Source organism: Brevibacterium paucivorans (genome assembly GCF_016907735.1).
Lineage (GTDB): Bacteria > Actinomycetota > Actinomycetes > Actinomycetales > Brevibacteriaceae > Brevibacterium > Brevibacterium paucivorans.
The window spans coordinates 2031898-2049082 of the sequence record NZ_JAFBCP010000001.1; the positions used below are offsets into that span (position 1 = coordinate 2031898).

13 protein-coding genes and 3 rRNA genes are annotated in these 17185 nt (G+C 58.0%); all 16 read left to right on the plus strand.

All coding sequences use genetic code 11. From position 1 onward, the window contains the following. The first annotated feature begins 51 nt into the window (after positions 1-51). The 16 genes from JOE56_RS09420 (at position 52) to JOE56_RS09490 (ending at position 17130) form a co-directional block, all read left to right on the plus strand. A 16S ribosomal RNA gene (locus tag JOE56_RS09420) occupies positions 52-1573 on the plus strand. Positions 1574-1882: 309 nt separating this feature from the next. After that, a 23S ribosomal RNA gene (locus tag JOE56_RS09425) occupies positions 1883-4971 on the plus strand. A 132-nt stretch (positions 4972-5103) separates the two neighbouring features. Further along, a 5S ribosomal RNA gene (gene rrf / locus JOE56_RS09430) occupies positions 5104-5220 on the plus strand. The 16S, 23S and 5S rRNA genes sit together here, the layout of an rRNA operon. Before the next feature lie 75 nt (positions 5221-5295). Beyond that, a complete protein-coding gene (locus JOE56_RS09435) occupies positions 5296-6315 on the plus strand; it encodes an NAD(P)H-dependent flavin oxidoreductase (RefSeq protein WP_204515766.1) in 1020 nt (339 codons plus the stop codon). Positions 6316-6347: 32 nt separating this feature from the next. Next, positions 6348-7301: a tetratricopeptide repeat protein gene (locus JOE56_RS09440; protein WP_204515767.1), complete on the plus strand. Its 954-nt coding sequence runs from the start codon at positions 6348-6350 to the stop codon at positions 7299-7301. 2 nt (positions 7302-7303) lie between these two features. Then, complete coding sequence (locus tag JOE56_RS09445) at positions 7304-8269, plus strand: HAD-IIA family hydrolase (RefSeq protein ID WP_204515768.1); 966 nt, start codon at positions 7304-7306, stop codon at positions 8267-8269. Then, a complete protein-coding gene (locus JOE56_RS11495; RefSeq protein WP_275577226.1) occupies positions 8266-8400 on the plus strand; it encodes a hypothetical protein in 135 nt (44 codons plus the stop codon). The genes JOE56_RS09445 and JOE56_RS11495 overlap by 4 nt, the downstream gene beginning before the upstream one ends. After that, on the plus strand, positions 8400-9152 hold the full coding sequence (locus tag JOE56_RS09450; RefSeq protein WP_204515769.1) for a TlyA family rRNA (cytidine-2'-O)-methyltransferase: 753 nt from the start codon (positions 8400-8402) through the stop codon (positions 9150-9152). The genes JOE56_RS11495 and JOE56_RS09450 overlap by 1 nt, the downstream gene beginning before the upstream one ends. Further along, the gene (locus JOE56_RS09455) at positions 9149-10057 is read left to right on the plus strand and encodes an NAD kinase (protein WP_102238300.1); all 909 of its coding nucleotides are present in this window, start codon (positions 9149-9151) and stop codon (positions 10055-10057) included. The genes JOE56_RS09450 and JOE56_RS09455 overlap by 4 nt, the downstream gene beginning before the upstream one ends. Further along, positions 10054-11760, plus strand: a complete 1707-nt coding sequence (gene recN / locus JOE56_RS09460) for a DNA repair protein RecN (protein ID WP_338028656.1) — start codon at positions 10054-10056, stop codon at positions 11758-11760. The genes JOE56_RS09455 and recN overlap by 4 nt, the downstream gene beginning before the upstream one ends. 21 nt (positions 11761-11781) lie before the next feature. Then, positions 11782-12570, plus strand: a complete 789-nt coding sequence (gene steA, locus JOE56_RS09465) for a putative cytokinetic ring protein SteA (protein ID WP_204515771.1) — start codon at positions 11782-11784, stop codon at positions 12568-12570. A gap of 25 nt (positions 12571-12595) precedes the next feature. Beyond that, complete coding sequence (locus JOE56_RS09470) at positions 12596-13504, plus strand: copper transporter (protein WP_204515772.1); 909 nt, start codon at positions 12596-12598, stop codon at positions 13502-13504. A 62-nt stretch (positions 13505-13566) separates the two neighbouring features. After that, positions 13567-14676, plus strand: coding sequence for a glycosyltransferase (locus JOE56_RS09475; RefSeq protein WP_204515773.1), 1110 nt, complete (start codon positions 13567-13569; stop codon positions 14674-14676). Further along, a complete protein-coding gene (locus JOE56_RS09480; RefSeq protein WP_204515774.1) occupies positions 14676-15308 on the plus strand; it encodes an NUDIX domain-containing protein in 633 nt (210 codons plus the stop codon). Before JOE56_RS09475 ends, JOE56_RS09480 begins: the two co-directional genes overlap by 1 nt. After that, positions 15305-16243, plus strand: a complete 939-nt coding sequence (locus JOE56_RS09485; protein WP_204515775.1) for a tyrosine recombinase — start codon at positions 15305-15307, stop codon at positions 16241-16243. The genes JOE56_RS09480 and JOE56_RS09485 overlap by 4 nt, the downstream gene beginning before the upstream one ends. 35 nt (positions 16244-16278) lie before the next feature. Further along, positions 16279-17130 (plus strand): ParA family protein, encoded by an 852-nt coding sequence (locus JOE56_RS09490; RefSeq protein ID WP_293847642.1) that lies wholly within the window; start codon positions 16279-16281, stop codon positions 17128-17130. Positions 17131-17185: the final 55 nt, after the last annotated feature.

Sequence of the window (17185 nt, forward strand, 5' to 3'; positions counted from 1 at the left end):
TTATTTTTCTTGTCTTTTCTTTTTGGGTGCTGGGGTTTTTCTTTCTTGTTTTTTGTGGAGAGTTTGATCCTGGCTCAGGACGAACGCTGGCGGCGTGCTTAACACATGCAAGTCGAACGATGAAGCTCTAGCTTGCTGGGGTGGATTAGTGGCGAACGGGTGAGTAACACGTGAGTAACCTGCCCTTTACTTCGGGATAAGCTTGGGAAACTGGGTCTAATACCGGATATTCTGCGTGATCGGATGGTTGTGTAGGAAAGATTTTTTGGTAAGGGATGGGCTCGCGGCCTATCAGTTTGTTGGTGGGGTGATGGCCTACCAAGACGACGACGGGTAGCCGGCCTGAGAGGGCGACCGGCCACACTGGGACTGAGACACGGCCCAGACTCCTACGGGAGGCAGCAGTGGGGAATATTGCACAATGGGGGAAACCCTGATGCAGCGACGCCGCGTGGGGGATGACGGCCTTCGGGTTGTAAACCTCTTTCAGTAGGGAAGAAGCGAAAGTGACGGTACCTGCAGAAGAAGTACCGGCTAACTACGTGCCAGCAGCCGCGGTAATACGTAGGGTACTAGCGTTGTCCGGAATTATTGGGCGTAAAGAGCTCGTAGGTGGTTTGTCGCGTCTGCTGTGGAAACGTGCCGCTTAACGGTGCGCGTGCAGTGGGTACGGGCGGACTAGAGTGCAGTAGGGGAGTCTGGAATTCCTGGTGTAGCGGTGAAATGCGCAGATATCAGGAGGAACACCGGTGGCGAAGGCGGGACTCTGGGCTGTTACTGACGCTGAGGAGCGAAAGCATGGGGAGCGAACAGGATTAGATACCCTGGTAGTCCATGCCGTAAACGTTGGGCACTAGGTGTGGGGTCCATTCCACGGATTCTGCGCCGTAGCTAACGCATTAAGTGCCCCGCCTGGGGAGTACGGCCGCAAGGCTAAAACTCAAAGGAATTGACGGGGGCCCGCACAAGCGGCGGAGCATGCGGATTAATTCGATGCAACGCGAAGAACCTTACCAAGGCTTGACATGCACTAGACCATCGCAGAGATGTGGTTTTCTTTTTGACTGGTGTACAGGTGGTGCATGGTTGTCGTCAGCTCGTGTCGTGAGATGTTGGGTTAAGTCCCGCAACGAGCGCAACCCTCGTTCTATGTTGCCAGCACGTGATGGTGGGAACTCATGGGAGACTGCCGGGGTCAACTCGGAGGAAGGTGGGGATGACGTCAAATCATCATGCCCTTTATGTCTTGGGCTTCACGCATGCTACAATGGCCGGTACAGAGGGTGGCGATACCGTGAGGTGGAGCGAATCTCTTAAAGCCGGTCTCAGTTCGGATCGTAGTCTGCAACTCGACTACGTGAAGTCGGAGTCGCTAGTAATCGCAGATCAGCAATGCTGCGGTGAATACGTTCCCGGGCCTTGTACACACCGCCCGTCAAGTCACGAAAGTCGGTAACACCCGAAGCCGGTGGCCTAACCTGTGTGGGGGGAGCCGTCGAAGGTGGGACTGGTGATTGGGACTAAGTCGTAACAAGGTAGCCGTACCGGAAGGTGCGGCTGGATCACCTCCTTTCTAAGGAGCAACCACCCGTTTGGGTGGGTAAGCCACGCGTGTTGTGTGTGGTGCTTATTTTTGGGTGGAACGTCACAAAAACTCTCACAGTGCATTCTTTGTGGTGTGTTGTGTGCGTGTGTTGTGTGCTCTTTGGATGGGGCATGTAGTGCATGGGTGGGCACGTTGTTGGGTTGTGGGGGAACAGACTGTTGTGTGTTTTTCTTGTTGTTGTTTTTGTTTGTGAATAGTGGACGCGAGCATCTGATGAATGATCGTCGTGATTGTTTGTTGTTGTGTGTTATCTGGTTTGCTGCACGTTTATAAAGTGTGGTGAGTGTGTAAGAGCGCATGGTGGATGCCTTGGTATCAGGAGCCGATGAAGGACGTGGTGACCTGCGATAAGCCTCGGGGAGTTGGTGAACGGACGGTGATCCGAGGGTGTCCGAATGGGGGAACCCCGCTGCATGTGATGTGTAGTGACCTGCCATTGAATGTATAGGTGGTAGGGGGGAACGTGGGGAAGTGAAACATCTCAGTACCCATAGGAAGAGAAAATAATAATGATTCTGCTAGTAGTGGCGAGCGAACGTGGATGAGCCTAAACCGTGTGTGTGTAAGCGTGCTGGTGTTGCATGCATGGTGTTGTGGGGTTGGTTTTTCTGCTCTCAGCATGGAGTGGTGCCGTGATGTGCGTGTAGGTGAATAGTCTGGGATGGCTAACCGTAGTGGGTGAGAGTCCTGTAGCTGAAATGCGTGTGTTGTGGTGTGACTGATTCCCGAGTAGGACGGGACTCGTGTAATCCTGTGTGAATCTGCCAGGACCACCTGGTAAGGCTAAATACTTCCTGGTAACCGATAGTGGATAGTACCGTGAGGGAATGGTGAAAAGTACCCCGGGAGGGGAGTGAAATAGTACCTGAAACCATGTGCTTACAATCCGTCAGAGCCCCCAAGTTGGGGTGATGGCGTGCCTTTTGAAGAATGAGCCTGCGAGTTAGTGATACGTGGCGAGGTTAACCCGTGTGGGGTAGTCGTAGCGAAAGCGAGTCCGAATAGGGCGTGGTAGTCGCGTGTTCTAGACCCGAAGCGGAGTGATCTAGCCATGGGCAGGGTGAAGCGATGGTAAGACGTCGTGGAGGCCCGTACCCACCTAGGTTGAAAACTGGGGGGATGATCTGTGGTTAGGGGTGAAAGGCCAATCAAACTCTGTGATAGCTGGTTCTCCCCGAAATGCATTTAGGTGCAGCGTTGCGTGTTGCTTATGCGAGGTAGAGCTACTGGGTGGCTGATGGGCCCTATCGGGTTACTGACGTCAGCCAAACTCCGAATGCGTGTAAGTGTAAGCGTGGCAGTGAGACTGCGGGGGATAAGCTTCGTAGTCGAGAGGGAAACAGCCCAGACCATCAACTAAGGCCCCTAAGCGTGTGCTCAGTGGGAAAGGATGTGGAGTTGCGAAGACAACCAGGAGGTTGGCTTAGAAGCAGCCACCCTTGAAAGAGTGCGTAATAGCTCACTGGTCAAGTGATTCCGCGCCGATAATGTAGCGGGGCTTAAGTACACCGCCGAAGTTGTGGCAACACCACGTTAAAAGGTTTAACGGCCGTGGTGTTGGGTAGGGGAGCGTCGTGTGGCCGGTGAAGTTGCCGTGTGAACGAGTGATGGAGGCTATACGAGTGAGAATGCAGGCATGAGTAGCGAAAGACGGGTGAGAATCCCGTCCGCCGGATGACTCAGGGTTCCAGGGGCAGGTTCGTCCGCCCTGGGTAAGTCGGGACCTAAGGCGAGGCCGACAGGCGTAGTCGATGGATAACGGGTTGATATTCCCGTACCGGTGAAAAACCGTCCATACCGAATCATGTGAGACTAACTACTCACACTTACCGAACACCTTTCGGGGTGTGGTTGTGGGTGTGGGTAGGACCTGAGCGTGTTGTAGGTAAGCGTGTTAACAGGTGTGACGCAGGAAGGTAGCCAGGCTGCGCGATGGTTGTCGCAGTCTAAGGTTGTAGGCCGTCATCTTGGTAAATCCGGATGACTTTATGGTTGAGAGCTGATGGGCACTCCACGTGGTGGAGTGATCTGGTGATCCTATGCTGCCAAGAAAAGCATCGACGTGAGGTTTGATCCGCCCGTACCGATAACCGACACAGGTAGTCAGGTAGAGAATACTAAGGCGAGCGAGATAATCGTAGTTAAGGAACTCGGCAAATTGCCCCCGTAACTTCGGAAGAAGGGGGACCATCCTGGTATTAGCCTTTTGCGGTGAAAGCTGGTGGTGGTCGCAGAGACCAGAGAGAAGCGACTGTTTACTAAAAACACAGGTCCGTGCGAAGACGTAAGTCGATGTATACGGACTGACGCCTGCCCGGTGCTGGAAGGTTAAGAGGACCCGTTAACCCTTGGGTGAAGCGGAGAATTTAAGCCCCAGTAAACGGCGGTGGTAACTATAACCATCCTAAGGTAGCGAAATTCCTTGTCGGGTAAGTTCCGACCTGCACGAATGGCGTAACGACTTCTCTGCTGTCTCTACTACGAACTCGGCGAAATTGCATTACGAGTAAAGATGCTCGTTACGCGCAGCAGGACGGAAAGACCCCGAGACCTTTACTACAGTTTGGTATTGGTGTTCGGTGTGGCTTGTGTAGGATAGGTGGGAGACTAGGAAGCATGCACGCTAGTGTGTGTGGAGTCATTGGTGAAATACCACTCTGGCCATTCTGGATTCCTTAACTTCGGACCCTGATCGGGTTCAGGGACAGTGCCTGATGGGTAGTTTAACTGGGGCGGTTGCCTCCCAAAGAGTAACGGAGGCGCCCAAAGGTTCCCTCAGCCTGGTTGGCAATCAGGTTTTGAGTGTAAGTGCACAAGGGAGCTTGACTGTGAGACGGACGTGTCGAGCAGGAGCGAAAGCTGGGACTAGTGACCCGGCCGTGGATTGTGGAATCGCGGTCGCTCAACGGATAAAAGGTACCTCGGGGATAACAGGCTGATCTTGCCCAAGAGTCCATATCGACGGCATGGTTTGGCACCTCGATGTCGGCTCGTCGCATCCTGGGGCTGGAGTCGGTCCCAAGGGTTGGGCTGTTCGCCCATTAAAGCGGTACGCGAGCTGGGTTTAGAACGTCGTGAGACAGTTCGGTCCCTATCCGCTGCGTGCGTAGGAAATTTGAGAAGGGCTGTCCTTAGTACGAGAGGACCGGGACGGACGAACCTCTGGTGTGCCAGTTGTACCGCCAGGTGCATGGCTGGTTGGCTACGTTCGGGAAGGATAACCGCTGAAAGCATCTAAGCGGGAAGCCTGCTTCAAGATGAGATTTCCATGAGGTGCCCTACAGACTATAGGGTTGATAGGCCAGACGTGGAAGCACAGTAATGTGTGTAGCTGACTGGTACTAATACACCGATCACTCACACACACTACGTGTGAGTAGACCAGGTAACACAAACAACAAACTGGTTATAACACGAACGAACTTCATCACTACTCGCGTCCACACGAACACGCAAAACAACACCGTGCACACACACTGTGTGCCCCCACAGTTTTTTGCGGTGGTTATAGCGTCAGGGAAACGCCCGGCCCCATTCCGAACCCGGAAGCTAAGCCTGACAGCGCTGATGGTACTGCACACGAGAGTGTGTGGGAGAGTAAGACACCGCCGCAAAACCAACTTCAAAGAAAAGAGGAGACCACAAAGCCGTGGCCTCCTCTTTTCTGCATTCATGACATACTGTCACACATGAGCGTGCTGAACGATCTACGTGTACCCATCCTGTGCGCCCCTATGGCAGGCGGCCCATCGACACCCGAACTCGCAGCCGCAGTCACCAACGCCGGGGGCTTAGGCTCCATCGCAGCTGGCTATCTCAGCCCGGAAGACTTCGATCAGGTCCTGACACAAACACGTGAACTCACTGACCTTTTCAACGCGAACATCTTCGTCCCCGAAACAGTTCGGCCAGACACCGATGACCTCAAACGTTACGCAACTGCACTCGGAGAAGCATTCGGTAAAACAATAGACGTCCCGGAGTTCAACGACGACCACTTCTACGACAAGATTGACATTGTTCTCGAGCACGCACCGGCGGTCGTGACGTTCACATTCGGCCTGCCAGATACAGCAGTCATCCAACGTGTTCAAGCCAACGGAAGCCACGTAGGCGTCACAGTAACTAGTACAGCCGAAGCAGTGGCATCGGTCGAAGCCGGGGCGGACTTTCTGATTGTGCAATCGACGGAAGCCGGTGGGCACCTGTCGGTTCATCGACAAGACCAGGCAGTGACGCCAACCGTACTTCCGGTCTTAGTGCAAGAAGTACGCAGTAAGGTCTCTGTGCCACTTGTGGCAGCCGGGGGAATTGGTACCGTTCGGCAGGGGCAACGAGCCCTCGACGCTGGTGCGCATGCTGTATCCATAGGCACTCGTTTTCTCACTGCCACTGAAGCCGGAACCAAACCCTCGCACGCACACGCTCTGGTCAGCGGGGAGTTCTCGTCAACGGTACAAACCAGGGCATTCTCTGGACGCATTGCACGCGGACTCGCCAATACGTTCACCACCACGATGGAACCTGAACAGATTGTGGGATACCCACACGTTCACTATATGACGTCACCCATCCGCAAGGCGCACGCCAACGACCCGCAGATGCTCAACCTGTGGGCTGGCACCGGCTTCACCCACTGTGTGACACAGACCGCGAGCCACATCGTGTGCGAGTTCTCAGCGTTGAGGGTTGATCGTCGACACGGGTAGAGTAGATGTTCGATCGACATGAACGGAGCGCAGTGAACAACTTCAAGGGACGTCGCCCAGCGCGTCGTGGCGGACAGGATAGACGACGCCAGCAGCAGCCCGGAAAACACTCCCGAGGATATGACCGACCTCGGAAGATGAAAGAACCCGAACTGCCGGAAGGCGTCTCAGGGCGCATTCTTTCTTCCTCCGTTCACCAACAGCTCACTCCGCTTTCGCGCGAACACCGCGAAGTTGTCTCCAACCACTTGGCGGCCGCGGGTACCCTTATCGACTCTGACCCTGAGGCGGCATATCAGCACGCCCGGTACGCAGTCGAATCAGCAGGTCGTATCGCGGCCACGCGCGAAGCTCTAGGACTCGTCGCATACCGCCTGGGCAAGTACGACGAAGCCCTCCGCGAGCTCCGCACCCACAAACGCATCACCGGAGCAACCGAGAACATTCCCGTCATCGCAGATGCCGAACGCGGGCGCGAAAAACCCCAAAAAGCCCTGGACATGTTCGCAGAAGCGAAGCAGTCAGATTTCGACCCGCAGACGTGGATCGAATTCGTGCTCGTAGTGGCCGGGGCGCACATGGACCTGGACAACCTGCCAGCGGCGAAAGCTCTCATCGAAGCACAAGGGTTCACCGGACACGCCCCCGGGTCGGCAGTCCGACTTTTAAGCATGTATGCGGACATTCTGCGCGCTCAAGGGGACACAGAAACCGGAGACAAGTACGAACAACTGGCCCGCCGCACCGCACAGCGCACCAACGTTCTCTTCGGTGACGAAACTCCAGACCCCAACGAGGGCATCCAGATCATCACCATCGAAGAAGAACCAGAAGAAGAACTGGCTGAAGAAGAACCAGCGACAGGAGAACCCGACGAGAAGCCGGAACCAGAGGACACCTCGGCGCCGGACCCCAACATTGACGTCGAAGACGAAGTAGACGAAATCCTGGAAGAAGCCGGCATCGACCCAGAAACCGTTCGCTAAACATGTACGACGCGATCCTTCTTGACCTTGACGGCGTGATCTACCGGGGGAAAGAACCAATCCCGGGAGCATCGCACGCTCTGCAAACGTGGCACAACGCCGGCACCCCGTACGCGTTCATCACCAACAACGCGGCACGTGACGTCGAAGAAATCGCACAGACGATTGCGTCGTTCGACATCCACTGCACGCCACAGCACGTTCGGACGTCCGCGCAAGCGGCGGCCGAAAAGCTCGCGCACGACATCGACACAAACTCCGCAGTGCTCGTTTTGGGCAGCGAGTTCTTGCGTTCGTGTGTCGCGTCGCACGGGTTTACCGTCATTACCCCTGACAACCGCGACTGGCTCACCCAGAACACCCCGGCGGCGGTGGTGCAAGGGTTCGGCCCTAGCACCACGTGGACAGACATCTCCTGGGCCATCACGGCCGTGCGTAACGGCGCCCAGTACCGTCCAACGAACCCGGACAAGGCGATCCCCACCGGCCGGGGGATCATGCCCGGAAATGGGACGTTCGTTGACATCGTGGCCACATTCAGCGGTGCCACCCCCGTGTACGCGGGTAAGCCGGAGCCCACTATGCTCACCCAGACCATCGACGCGATGGGCGCGTCCAATCCGCTCATGGTGGGGGACCAGCTTGAAACCGACATCGAAGCAGCCGTGGCAGCCGGGATCGACTCGGCACTCACACTCACGGGCGTGACCAGCATCGACGCCGCATTGCGTGCCCCGCAGCACCAGCGCCCCACCCGGATCGTGTCCGGGCTACCTGATCTGCTGGAAGAGCTCCCCGCCGCCGAGGTGGGCCCCACCGAAGCGCGGTGTGGTTCGGCTTCCGTGCGGGTTGAGGCGGGTGCCGTGGCCCACGACGGAGATCCGCTACTGGCAGTGAACGCAGCCCTTGCATACATGCACGCCCACAACACGGACCTGGACGCCGGCACCTTGAGCGGGCAACTATGAACTGGGAACAGCGCGCCCAGGACATTCAGGCGTTACCTGGGGGAGACCTCGGCGAGATTGACACCGCAATCACCCAACTGCACGAACTTCTTGACTCCATGGCCACAAAGCTGGATGGGTTACGGCCCTAGTGCCCAGGCTCGACACCGAACTGGTGGCCCGCGGACTCGTCGCCTCGCGTAACCGGGCCGCCCGCGAAATCGCGGCAGGCAACGTCACGGTCAACGATCATCCAGTGACAAAACCCAGCCACACGGTAGGGCCACAGGACCAGCTGGCGCTCACCCAAGCAGACCCGTGGGTATCGCGGTCGGCGCACAAACTCTTAGGCGCGTTCAGTGATCTGGCAGTTGACCGGTTAGACGGGCTGACATGCTTAGATGCGGGTGCCTCGACAGGCGGATTCACACAAGTCCTGCTCACAAAAGGTGCTGCGCACGTCTACGCGGTGGACGTGGGCCACGACCAACTCCACGCGAGCCTGCGTACCGATCCGCGCGTGACGAACCTCGAAGGGCACAATCTGCGTGAACTCACCCCAGAGTGGACGCGTGGCGAAGTAGACCTGGTTGTTGCCGATGTGTCCTTTATTTCCCTCACGCTGTTCATCGACCGGCTCATGGACATCACACGCCCCGGCGGGCACATGCTCCTCATGGTGAAGCCCCAGTTCGAACTGGACCGTTCGGCCCTGGACAAACACGGGGTGGTCACCTCGGAGCAGAAACGCGAAGAGGCCGTCGACCGGGTTATCTCGCACATGCGTTCGGCGGGGGCGCACATTCTGCGAACCCACGAATCTCATCTTCCTGGACCCAGCGGAAATATCGAGTATTTCGTCTACGCTGAAAGTCCGGTAGTTTCACAAGGGGAGGTGACATGAGAAATATCGTCGTCGTTTTGCACCCGCACCGTGCGCACGCCAGACAGGCGGCGCTTAACGTGTGCTCGCTTCTGCACGCAGAAAATGTCACCCCCGTCATGTCCCACGACGATTACGCCGGACTGGTCAGTTACGAAGGCGAACCGTCCACCCCCATCAAAGTGCTGTCTGCCAATGAACTCGAAACCGCAGACCCTGAACTCATCATGGTCTTGGGAGGCGACGGCACCATTCTGCGCGCGGCCGGCATGTACCACGAAACCGCGGTCCCCATCATGGGAATCAACCTGGGCCACGTGGGATTCTTAGCTGAGTCGGAACGCAAGGAACTCGAACAAGCCACCCAAGCCGCCATCATGCGCCAGTACTTTGTCGAACAGCGCATGGCACTCGACATCTCCGTCACACAAGACGGCCACTTGCTCCACCGCGATTGGGCTCTCAACGAAGCCACGATCGAAAAGGGGCGCTACTCCTCAATGATCGAAGTGGTCGTGGGGGTGGACTACCGGCCCGTGTCGTCGTTCGGATGCGACGGGGTCATTTTCGCAACCCCCACGGGCTCCACGGCGTACGCGTTTTCTGCCGGTGGCCCGGTTGTGTGGCCAGAAGTCGAAGCGCTCCTCATGATCCCTATTTCTGCCCACGCGCTTTTCACAAAACCGCTGGTGGTGTCGCCGCGTTCACGTTTGGGCGTGGAGTTCATTCCCACTCAGTCGCACACCGACGCGCAACTGTGGTGCGACGGGCAACTCCGCTTTAAAGTCCCTGCGGGTGCCCGCGTCGAAGCCGTGCGCGCACAGAAGTCCGTCTCGTTGGCTCGACTCAACCGCGACTTGTTCACCGACCGCCTCGTGGCTAAGTTCCAGCTCCCCGTCAGCGGGTGGAGGGGGCCACAAGCGTGATCGAGTCACTGTCGATTAACAACATGGGCGTGATTGAGAACGCCCACGTGGACTTGCGCCCAGGCTTCACCGTGGTGACTGGTGAAACAGGTGCGGGAAAAACCATGTTCGTGTCCGCGTTGAACCTGCTCACGGGCGCACGGGCAGAAACTCAGGCCGTGCGCACTGACGCTTCCAAGGCCGTTGTTGAGGGGATCTTTTCCGTAGATTCCCAGCCCGAGGTCGTTGACCGGGTGGAGGATGCCGGCGGGTCCGTAGATGACGGCGAGTTGGTGGTCACCAGGACGATTCCCACCTCGGGACGGGCCCGTGCCACAGCCGGCGGACGCACGGTACCTATCGCAGTTCTTTCCCAAGTGGGGGAGAAGCTTGTGAGCATGCACGGCCAGTCGGAACAGCTGACGTTGCGCTCCGCGTCTAAACAGCGCGAACTGCTGGACACTTACGGCGGCGAAAACCTGGCGCGCGTGCGTGACGCATACGTGAACGCATTTGAGGAATGGAAGCGCGTTCAAGCGCGAGCACAAGAGTTGCACGCGAGCGAACAGGAACGTAACGCACGCATTGAGTACCTAGAAGGAGCGCTTGCGCACATTGACCGGGTTCGTCCGGTCGACGGCGAGGATCAGCAACTCAAAGGAATTGTGCTGAAGCTAGAAGCCGCCGATGACGTGAAACAGACAGTCCAGACCGCATGCGACATGCTGGTCAGCGACGGTTTTTCAGAAGCGCCCACAGTGGTGGACTTGCTTCACCGCGCAGCCGACCACGTCAACCACGCACGCGCTCACGACGAAGCAGTGAAAGAACAAGCTGAGGCACTCACGGCACTGGCCCTGTCCGCCTCAGACGTGGCCTCGGAACTGTCTGCGTACCTCGCGAGCTTCGCGGAACTCGATGACGTATCGCTCGAAGATACGCACACGCGAATCGCTCAGCTAGCTGAACTCGAACAGTACGGCGATGACGTCGAGGCCATCCTGGAGTTTGAAACGAAAGCCGGTGAAGAGCTTCTTCAGTTGCGTGCCGACAGTTCTGACCTCGCAGGGATCGACGAACAACTCAGTCAGTGCGAAACTTCATTGCACGAGCACGCACGCGCGCTCACCGAGGCTCGCATGAGTGCCACACACGACTTTACCGACGCAGTTCAGGGAGAGCTCACCGCCCTTTCCATGCCACATGCCCGTGTTGTTTTTGACATCGAGCCTACGGAGCCTGGACCCCACGGAGCAGATACGATCCGCCTGCTGTTTTCTGCCCATGGAGGAACCGCGCCGGGTGATATCTCCAAGCTTGCATCCGGTGGTGAACTTTCGCGAGTGATGCTTGCGATTGAAGTGGTGATCGCGCGTGCGCACGCATTCCCCACGTTCATTTTCGACGAGGTTGACTCCGGCGTAGGCGGTGCCGCGGCTACTGAAATTGGGCGCCGCCTGGCGCTTCTTGCACGACACAGCCAGGTGATTGTTGTCACACATTTAGCCCAGGTTGCGGCATGGGCAGACACACATTTGGTGATTCGCAAAGACGATTCCAACCCCTCCGGAGCAGTCTCTGGAGTGACAGAAGTCGCGGATAATCAACGCGAAGCCGAACTGGCGCGCATGCTGGGCGGGGTGAGTGACTCCGCTGCAGCGCGTGAACACGCAACGGAACTCATGCAGACGGCCCGAGCCCAGAAACAGGGCTTTGTGGGCTAAACATGTCACAATGATTCGATAATGACGCAAAAGAAGGACCCGCGCACTCAGCTCGACTCGCTGGTAGGCGAGTTCGCGAGCGAACTTGGCGCCACGTTACACGAACACCCGGACCTCGTTGAGTCCGACATCGAGCTTCCTGAACTTCCTCAGTCGCTTCGCTCACGGCAAGCACTGGTTGTGGTCGCTGGCGCGCACTACAAAGAAGACCTCGAAATGTTGCGCGGGTACATCAAGGAATACAAACCAGTCCTGATCGGCGTCGACACAGGTGCCGACGCCCTGCTGGACGCCCGGCTCACTCCCGACATTATTGTGGGAGACCTCAACTCGGTCGCCGATGCGTCAGCGAACTGTGGCGCACTGCTCTTAGCCCACTCACCTGACGAGGATGGTTCCGCAGGTACGGAACGCATGAAATCGCAAGAGCTGAAGTATCACAAGCTTCCCACGCTGGGCAGTAACCGCGACGCAGGTTTGCTCGTGGCAGATTCGCTGGACGCGCCTCTTATCGTGGCCGTCGGAAGCAATGACGTGCTCACCGACATGGTCGACGACGATGCGACCCTGTACGGCCCCAGCCTCATCACCCACTTACGCTTGGGAACACGCCTGATCAATGCAAAAGGTGTCTCGCTTCTGTACCGCCGGCAGTTCTCCAACTGGTTCTTGGCAGGACTGGCGTTAGCCGGCCTGTTCGCCCTGTTTGTCGCACTCATGGCAACCGCTGCCGGACAGACCTTCTTGGGTCTTTTGGGTGCGCAATTCGATGGATTCTTTAGCTGGATAGGTAATCTCTTTTCGTGGTGATACCTCCCCGGATGGAAGGACAACTGTGATTGATTTTCGCTATCACCTAGTGAGCATCATCTCTGTGTTTTTGGCACTGGCCGTAGGGATCGTCCTGGGCGCAGGGCCACTCAAACAACCCATTGGTGAATCTCTTCAGTCACAGGTCGATTCGTTGCGTTCTGACCGCGATGATCTGCGCACCAAACTCGACACCGCAAACGGTTCAATCGACAAACTGAACACGTACATCACGGAGTCGGCACCTGCGCTTCTCACCGATACTCTCAAGGGAACCAAAGTCACTCTGGTCTCAACCCCAAACACACCCTCGCAGACCATCAAAAACGTGCAAGGGCGCCTAGAAGATGCCGGAGCCACCGTGAGCGACGGGGGACAACTCACTCCTGAGTCACTCAAACCTGAAGAGAGCGATAAAGCAATCGCAGCTCTCAAAGAGATCGACCCCAAGCTTCCAGCCGACCCGCGTGAGGCATTCGAGAAAGCGATTGCTCAGGCCTACGCCGGTGAACACGAAGGCGCGTATAACCCTGATCAAGCCACCAAAGTGATCGACGAACTGCGCTCGGCTAAACGCCTCAACGGCGGAAGCTACGCACGCGCCGACGTCGTGGTGTTCCTTTTAGGCGACTCCACTGAAGAAGACGCGCAACCCGTAGACGACTACACGGGACTGCTCACTGAACTTGGCGCAACAGCACCCACCGTTGCGTCTGGCACAGTGGACAGCGGAAGCCAGGGCGCCGTAAAACAACTGCGTGACCGCAAGGTTCCCGCTACCACGGTCGACGGCGTTGACCTTTCAGCTGGCACCGTCATCACAGCCCTTGCAGTTGCCGATCTCCAGTCCACCAAAAAACACCAATCATACGGTTTCGCTGACAGTGCAAAAGCACTCGTGCCTAACCCTCTTCCTGAACCTCGCAAAGGCTGATCTTGAACTCGGGTGGAATTCGATAGGCTAGGCGTATGGGTCCCACCGGTGAAAGGAACACAATGAGTGAACTGCTACCTGCAGACACACGCATTATGCACGTTCTGACTGACGCTAATTCGGTTCTCGCAGAAGTAGCACGTCACGCAATTCAGGCACAGCTCGACGCTGGCTACCGTGTGGCAGTTGCGTCGCGCGAGTCGGTTTTCAAGGCCTTGAACGTGGCCGGCGACCGCTTGCGTCACATCGAAATCGGGGCAGGTGCAGGCCTTCGCTTGGATGACCCAAACACGGCGCTGACACTGCACAAGTACTACCGTCACATCGACCTGGTCCACGCGCACGGTCTGCACGCAGCGGCTCTTGCCGGCGCTGGTCTCACCGGCCTACCGCAGTCCATGCACCCGTCGATTGTCGCATCCGTAGGGCGTGACGGCAGCATGCTCGCTGACGCCCAAGCACAGATCGTCGCCAAAACTGCCACGGTGGTTTTGGGAACCACAGAACCCATCGTCGAAAAGTACGTGGACACTGTTGCGGTCGTGGAACGTGCTCAGTTGCTCTCAAGCGACGTCGACCCGGTGGCTCAGCCACGGCTGTCACGCGAAGAGGCGCGCGACCTGCTCGATGTTCCGTCTGGTGCGTGGCTCGTGTCGAGCCCGGTCGCTCTCATCGATTCGCCTGCCGTGACCACCATCGCCGAGGTGGGTGTCCGGTTGGCAACGTACCGCTCCGACCGCTCGTGGGTGTTCGCGCTGACCGGTGGCGGACGTTCCCGCTCTACGGTGCGTAGCGGAATCGTCGACAGGGTCGAGCACATGCGTTTGGCAGAAGAAGTGTCCACGGTCGATGTTTTGGCAGCGTCCGATGTCGTTGTGGCGTCTGACCGGATGACCGCGGTTGACGCTGAACGTCTCATGCAGTTGGGCCGTCCAGTTGTGTTCGTCGGCTCGGAACAAAACGGCCGTATGTACGGCGACGGTGTTCCACAGTTCGCACCAGACGATGTGGACGGTGCGCTACACGCTGTCGCGGAACTTATCGACCGTCCGGCCCTGCGCGTGCAAAACGGAATCCACGCTCACGACCGCGTGAGCACCGCGCGCCACACGTTCATCGCTGACCACCTCTTGAGCGTGTACGCACAGGCGCTTGTCCTCAACGACGACTAATGCGCGACCAGTACGTCGACACGCACATTGTCGACAGCTCAGTGGTTTTCACTGGCGCTGTGTGGGACGTGGTTGAACAACGCTTCGTGCTACCAGGAACCGACACCGCACTTACCCGCCAGGTCATGCGCCACCCGGGCGCTGTGGCCGTTGTGGCTCTCGACGACGACAACCGCGTCATGCTCATGCAACAGTACCGGCATCCGCTACGAGTCATCGAGTGGGAAGTTCCCGCTGGACTTCTGGACCACGCTGGAGAAGAACCACACGTGGCAGCTGCCAGGGAACTGCGCGAAGAAGTCGACTTAAGCGCCAAAACCTGGAACGTACTGGCCGATCAGCTGACCTCACCCGGGGGTTCTTCGGAAGCGCTACGCATCTACCTGGCCCGTGACATCACCACGCACCCAGCGAGCGAGCGCACGGCAGAAGAAGCCCAGATCAAACCACACTGGGTGCCCTTAGAGGATGCCGTCCAAGCGGTCATGGCCGGTCACATCACCAATGCAACAGCATGTTTGGGCATCCTTCACACAGCTAGGCACGCAGAAACTGGATTTACGAACCTGCGCCCAGTCGATGACCCGTGGCCCGCACGTAATCACCTGCTCAACGGATTCCTGAACTCGTGACTGGGGCACGGCACGGGGCGTCCCTCCTGCCGGATGCCCCCTCAGGTCTCATCCGCCCCGTGAGCGAGTACCTCACGTACCTGCAATTGGAGCGGGGGAGTTCACGCAACACCGTCGACGCGTACGCCCGCGACCTCGCAAAATACGTCACCTACCTGGCAGACGCAGGGGTCAACGACCTCGGGGCCGTCACCAGCGAACACGTTGCCGGTTTCATTGAACACATTGCGCAACAGAACTTTGCCGTGACATCCAGAGCCCGGATCACGGTAGCTGTGCGCAGGCTCCACCACTTCACCGCGGCCGAAACCGGGGGAGCGAGCCCCGCCGATGACGTGCAACCACCCACCGACACGATGCGGCTTCCCAAAGCGCTGAGCGTCGACCAGGTGGGCCAGATCATTCACGCTGCCGGCGATCCACACAGCGCCGACCCCGCCCAACTGCGCGCCGTCGCTTTAGTGGAGTTCCTGTACGCCACCGGCGCTCGCATCAGTGAGGCCGTAGGGGTTGACCATGACGACGTCGACGTGGACGTCGGCATTGCGCGCGTGTACGGAAAAGGAAACAAGGAACGCCTGGTGCCGTTGGGCTCCCACTCGATTGAAGCGTTGGGGGCGTGGTTGACGCGCGGCCGGCCCGCGTGGGCCGCCTCAAGTCCCGCTGTTTTTCTCAACGCCCGAGGTGGCAGACTGTCCCGGCAAAGCGCGTGGGCGATCGTGAAAAAGGCCGCCGAGGTTGCCGACGTTCCGGGTGTCACGGCGCACTCGTTGCGGCATTCGTGCGCAACCCACTTAGTGGAAGGTGGGGCCGATATCCGAATTGTCCAAGAACTCTTGGGGCATTCGTCCGTGACAACCACTCAGATATACACTCAGGTCACGAGCCAAGCGCTGAAAGAGGTCTATGCATCGACCCACCCCAGAGCGCGATAGGGTGAAAGAAGATCGTTTCGAAGAAAGGCACGTGCGTGGAAGAACAGGAACTCGGACCCACCGGCCGGCCGGTTCGACAATTTCCGGAACCGCCACCGCTTGAAAGCCACGGTCCCGCACGGATCATCGCGATGGTCAACCAGAAAGGTGGCGTGGGTAAAACCACGTCGTCGGTCAACTTGGGTGCCGCTTTGGCGGATTACGGGCGTCGCGTACTTCTGGTTGACTTCGACCCGCAGGGCGCACTTTCGGTGGGCCTGGGGCTCAACCCGCACGACTTGGAACAGAGCGTGTACAACGTACTCATGTCGAGTCGCGTGAACCCGTCAGACGTCATCCAGCACACGGAACACCAGCTCATTGACGTGTTGCCGGCCAACATCGACCTGTCAGCCGCAGAAGTTCAGCTGGTCAACGAAGTCGCGCGCGAACAGGTGCTGGCCCGGGCACTGGACAAAGTTGCTGACGAATACGATGTCATTCTCATCGACTGCCAGCCGTCTTTGGGACTTCTCACCGTCAACGCGTTGACGGCAGCGCACGGTGTCATCATTCCGCTTGAAACCGAATTCTTCGCCCTGCGCGGTGTGGCCTTGTTGGTCGAAACGATTGAAAAAGTTCAAGACCGCCTCAACCCGGGTCTTGAAATCGACGGTATTTTGGCCACCATGTTCGACGGGCGCACACTGCACGCCCGCGAAGTGATCTCACGTGTCGTCGACGCGTTTGACGACAAAGTGTTTGAAACCGTGATCAACCGCACCGTGAAGTTCCCAGACGCCTCCGTGGCCGCCGAACCCATCACCAGCTTCGCGCCCAAACACTCGGGCGCGGAGGCGTACCGGCAACTGGCCCGTGAACTCATCTCCCGAGGTGGGGCTCCCTGAGCCACGAATTCGTTGTTGAACTCGACAACTTTTCCGGCCCGTTCGACCTTCTGCT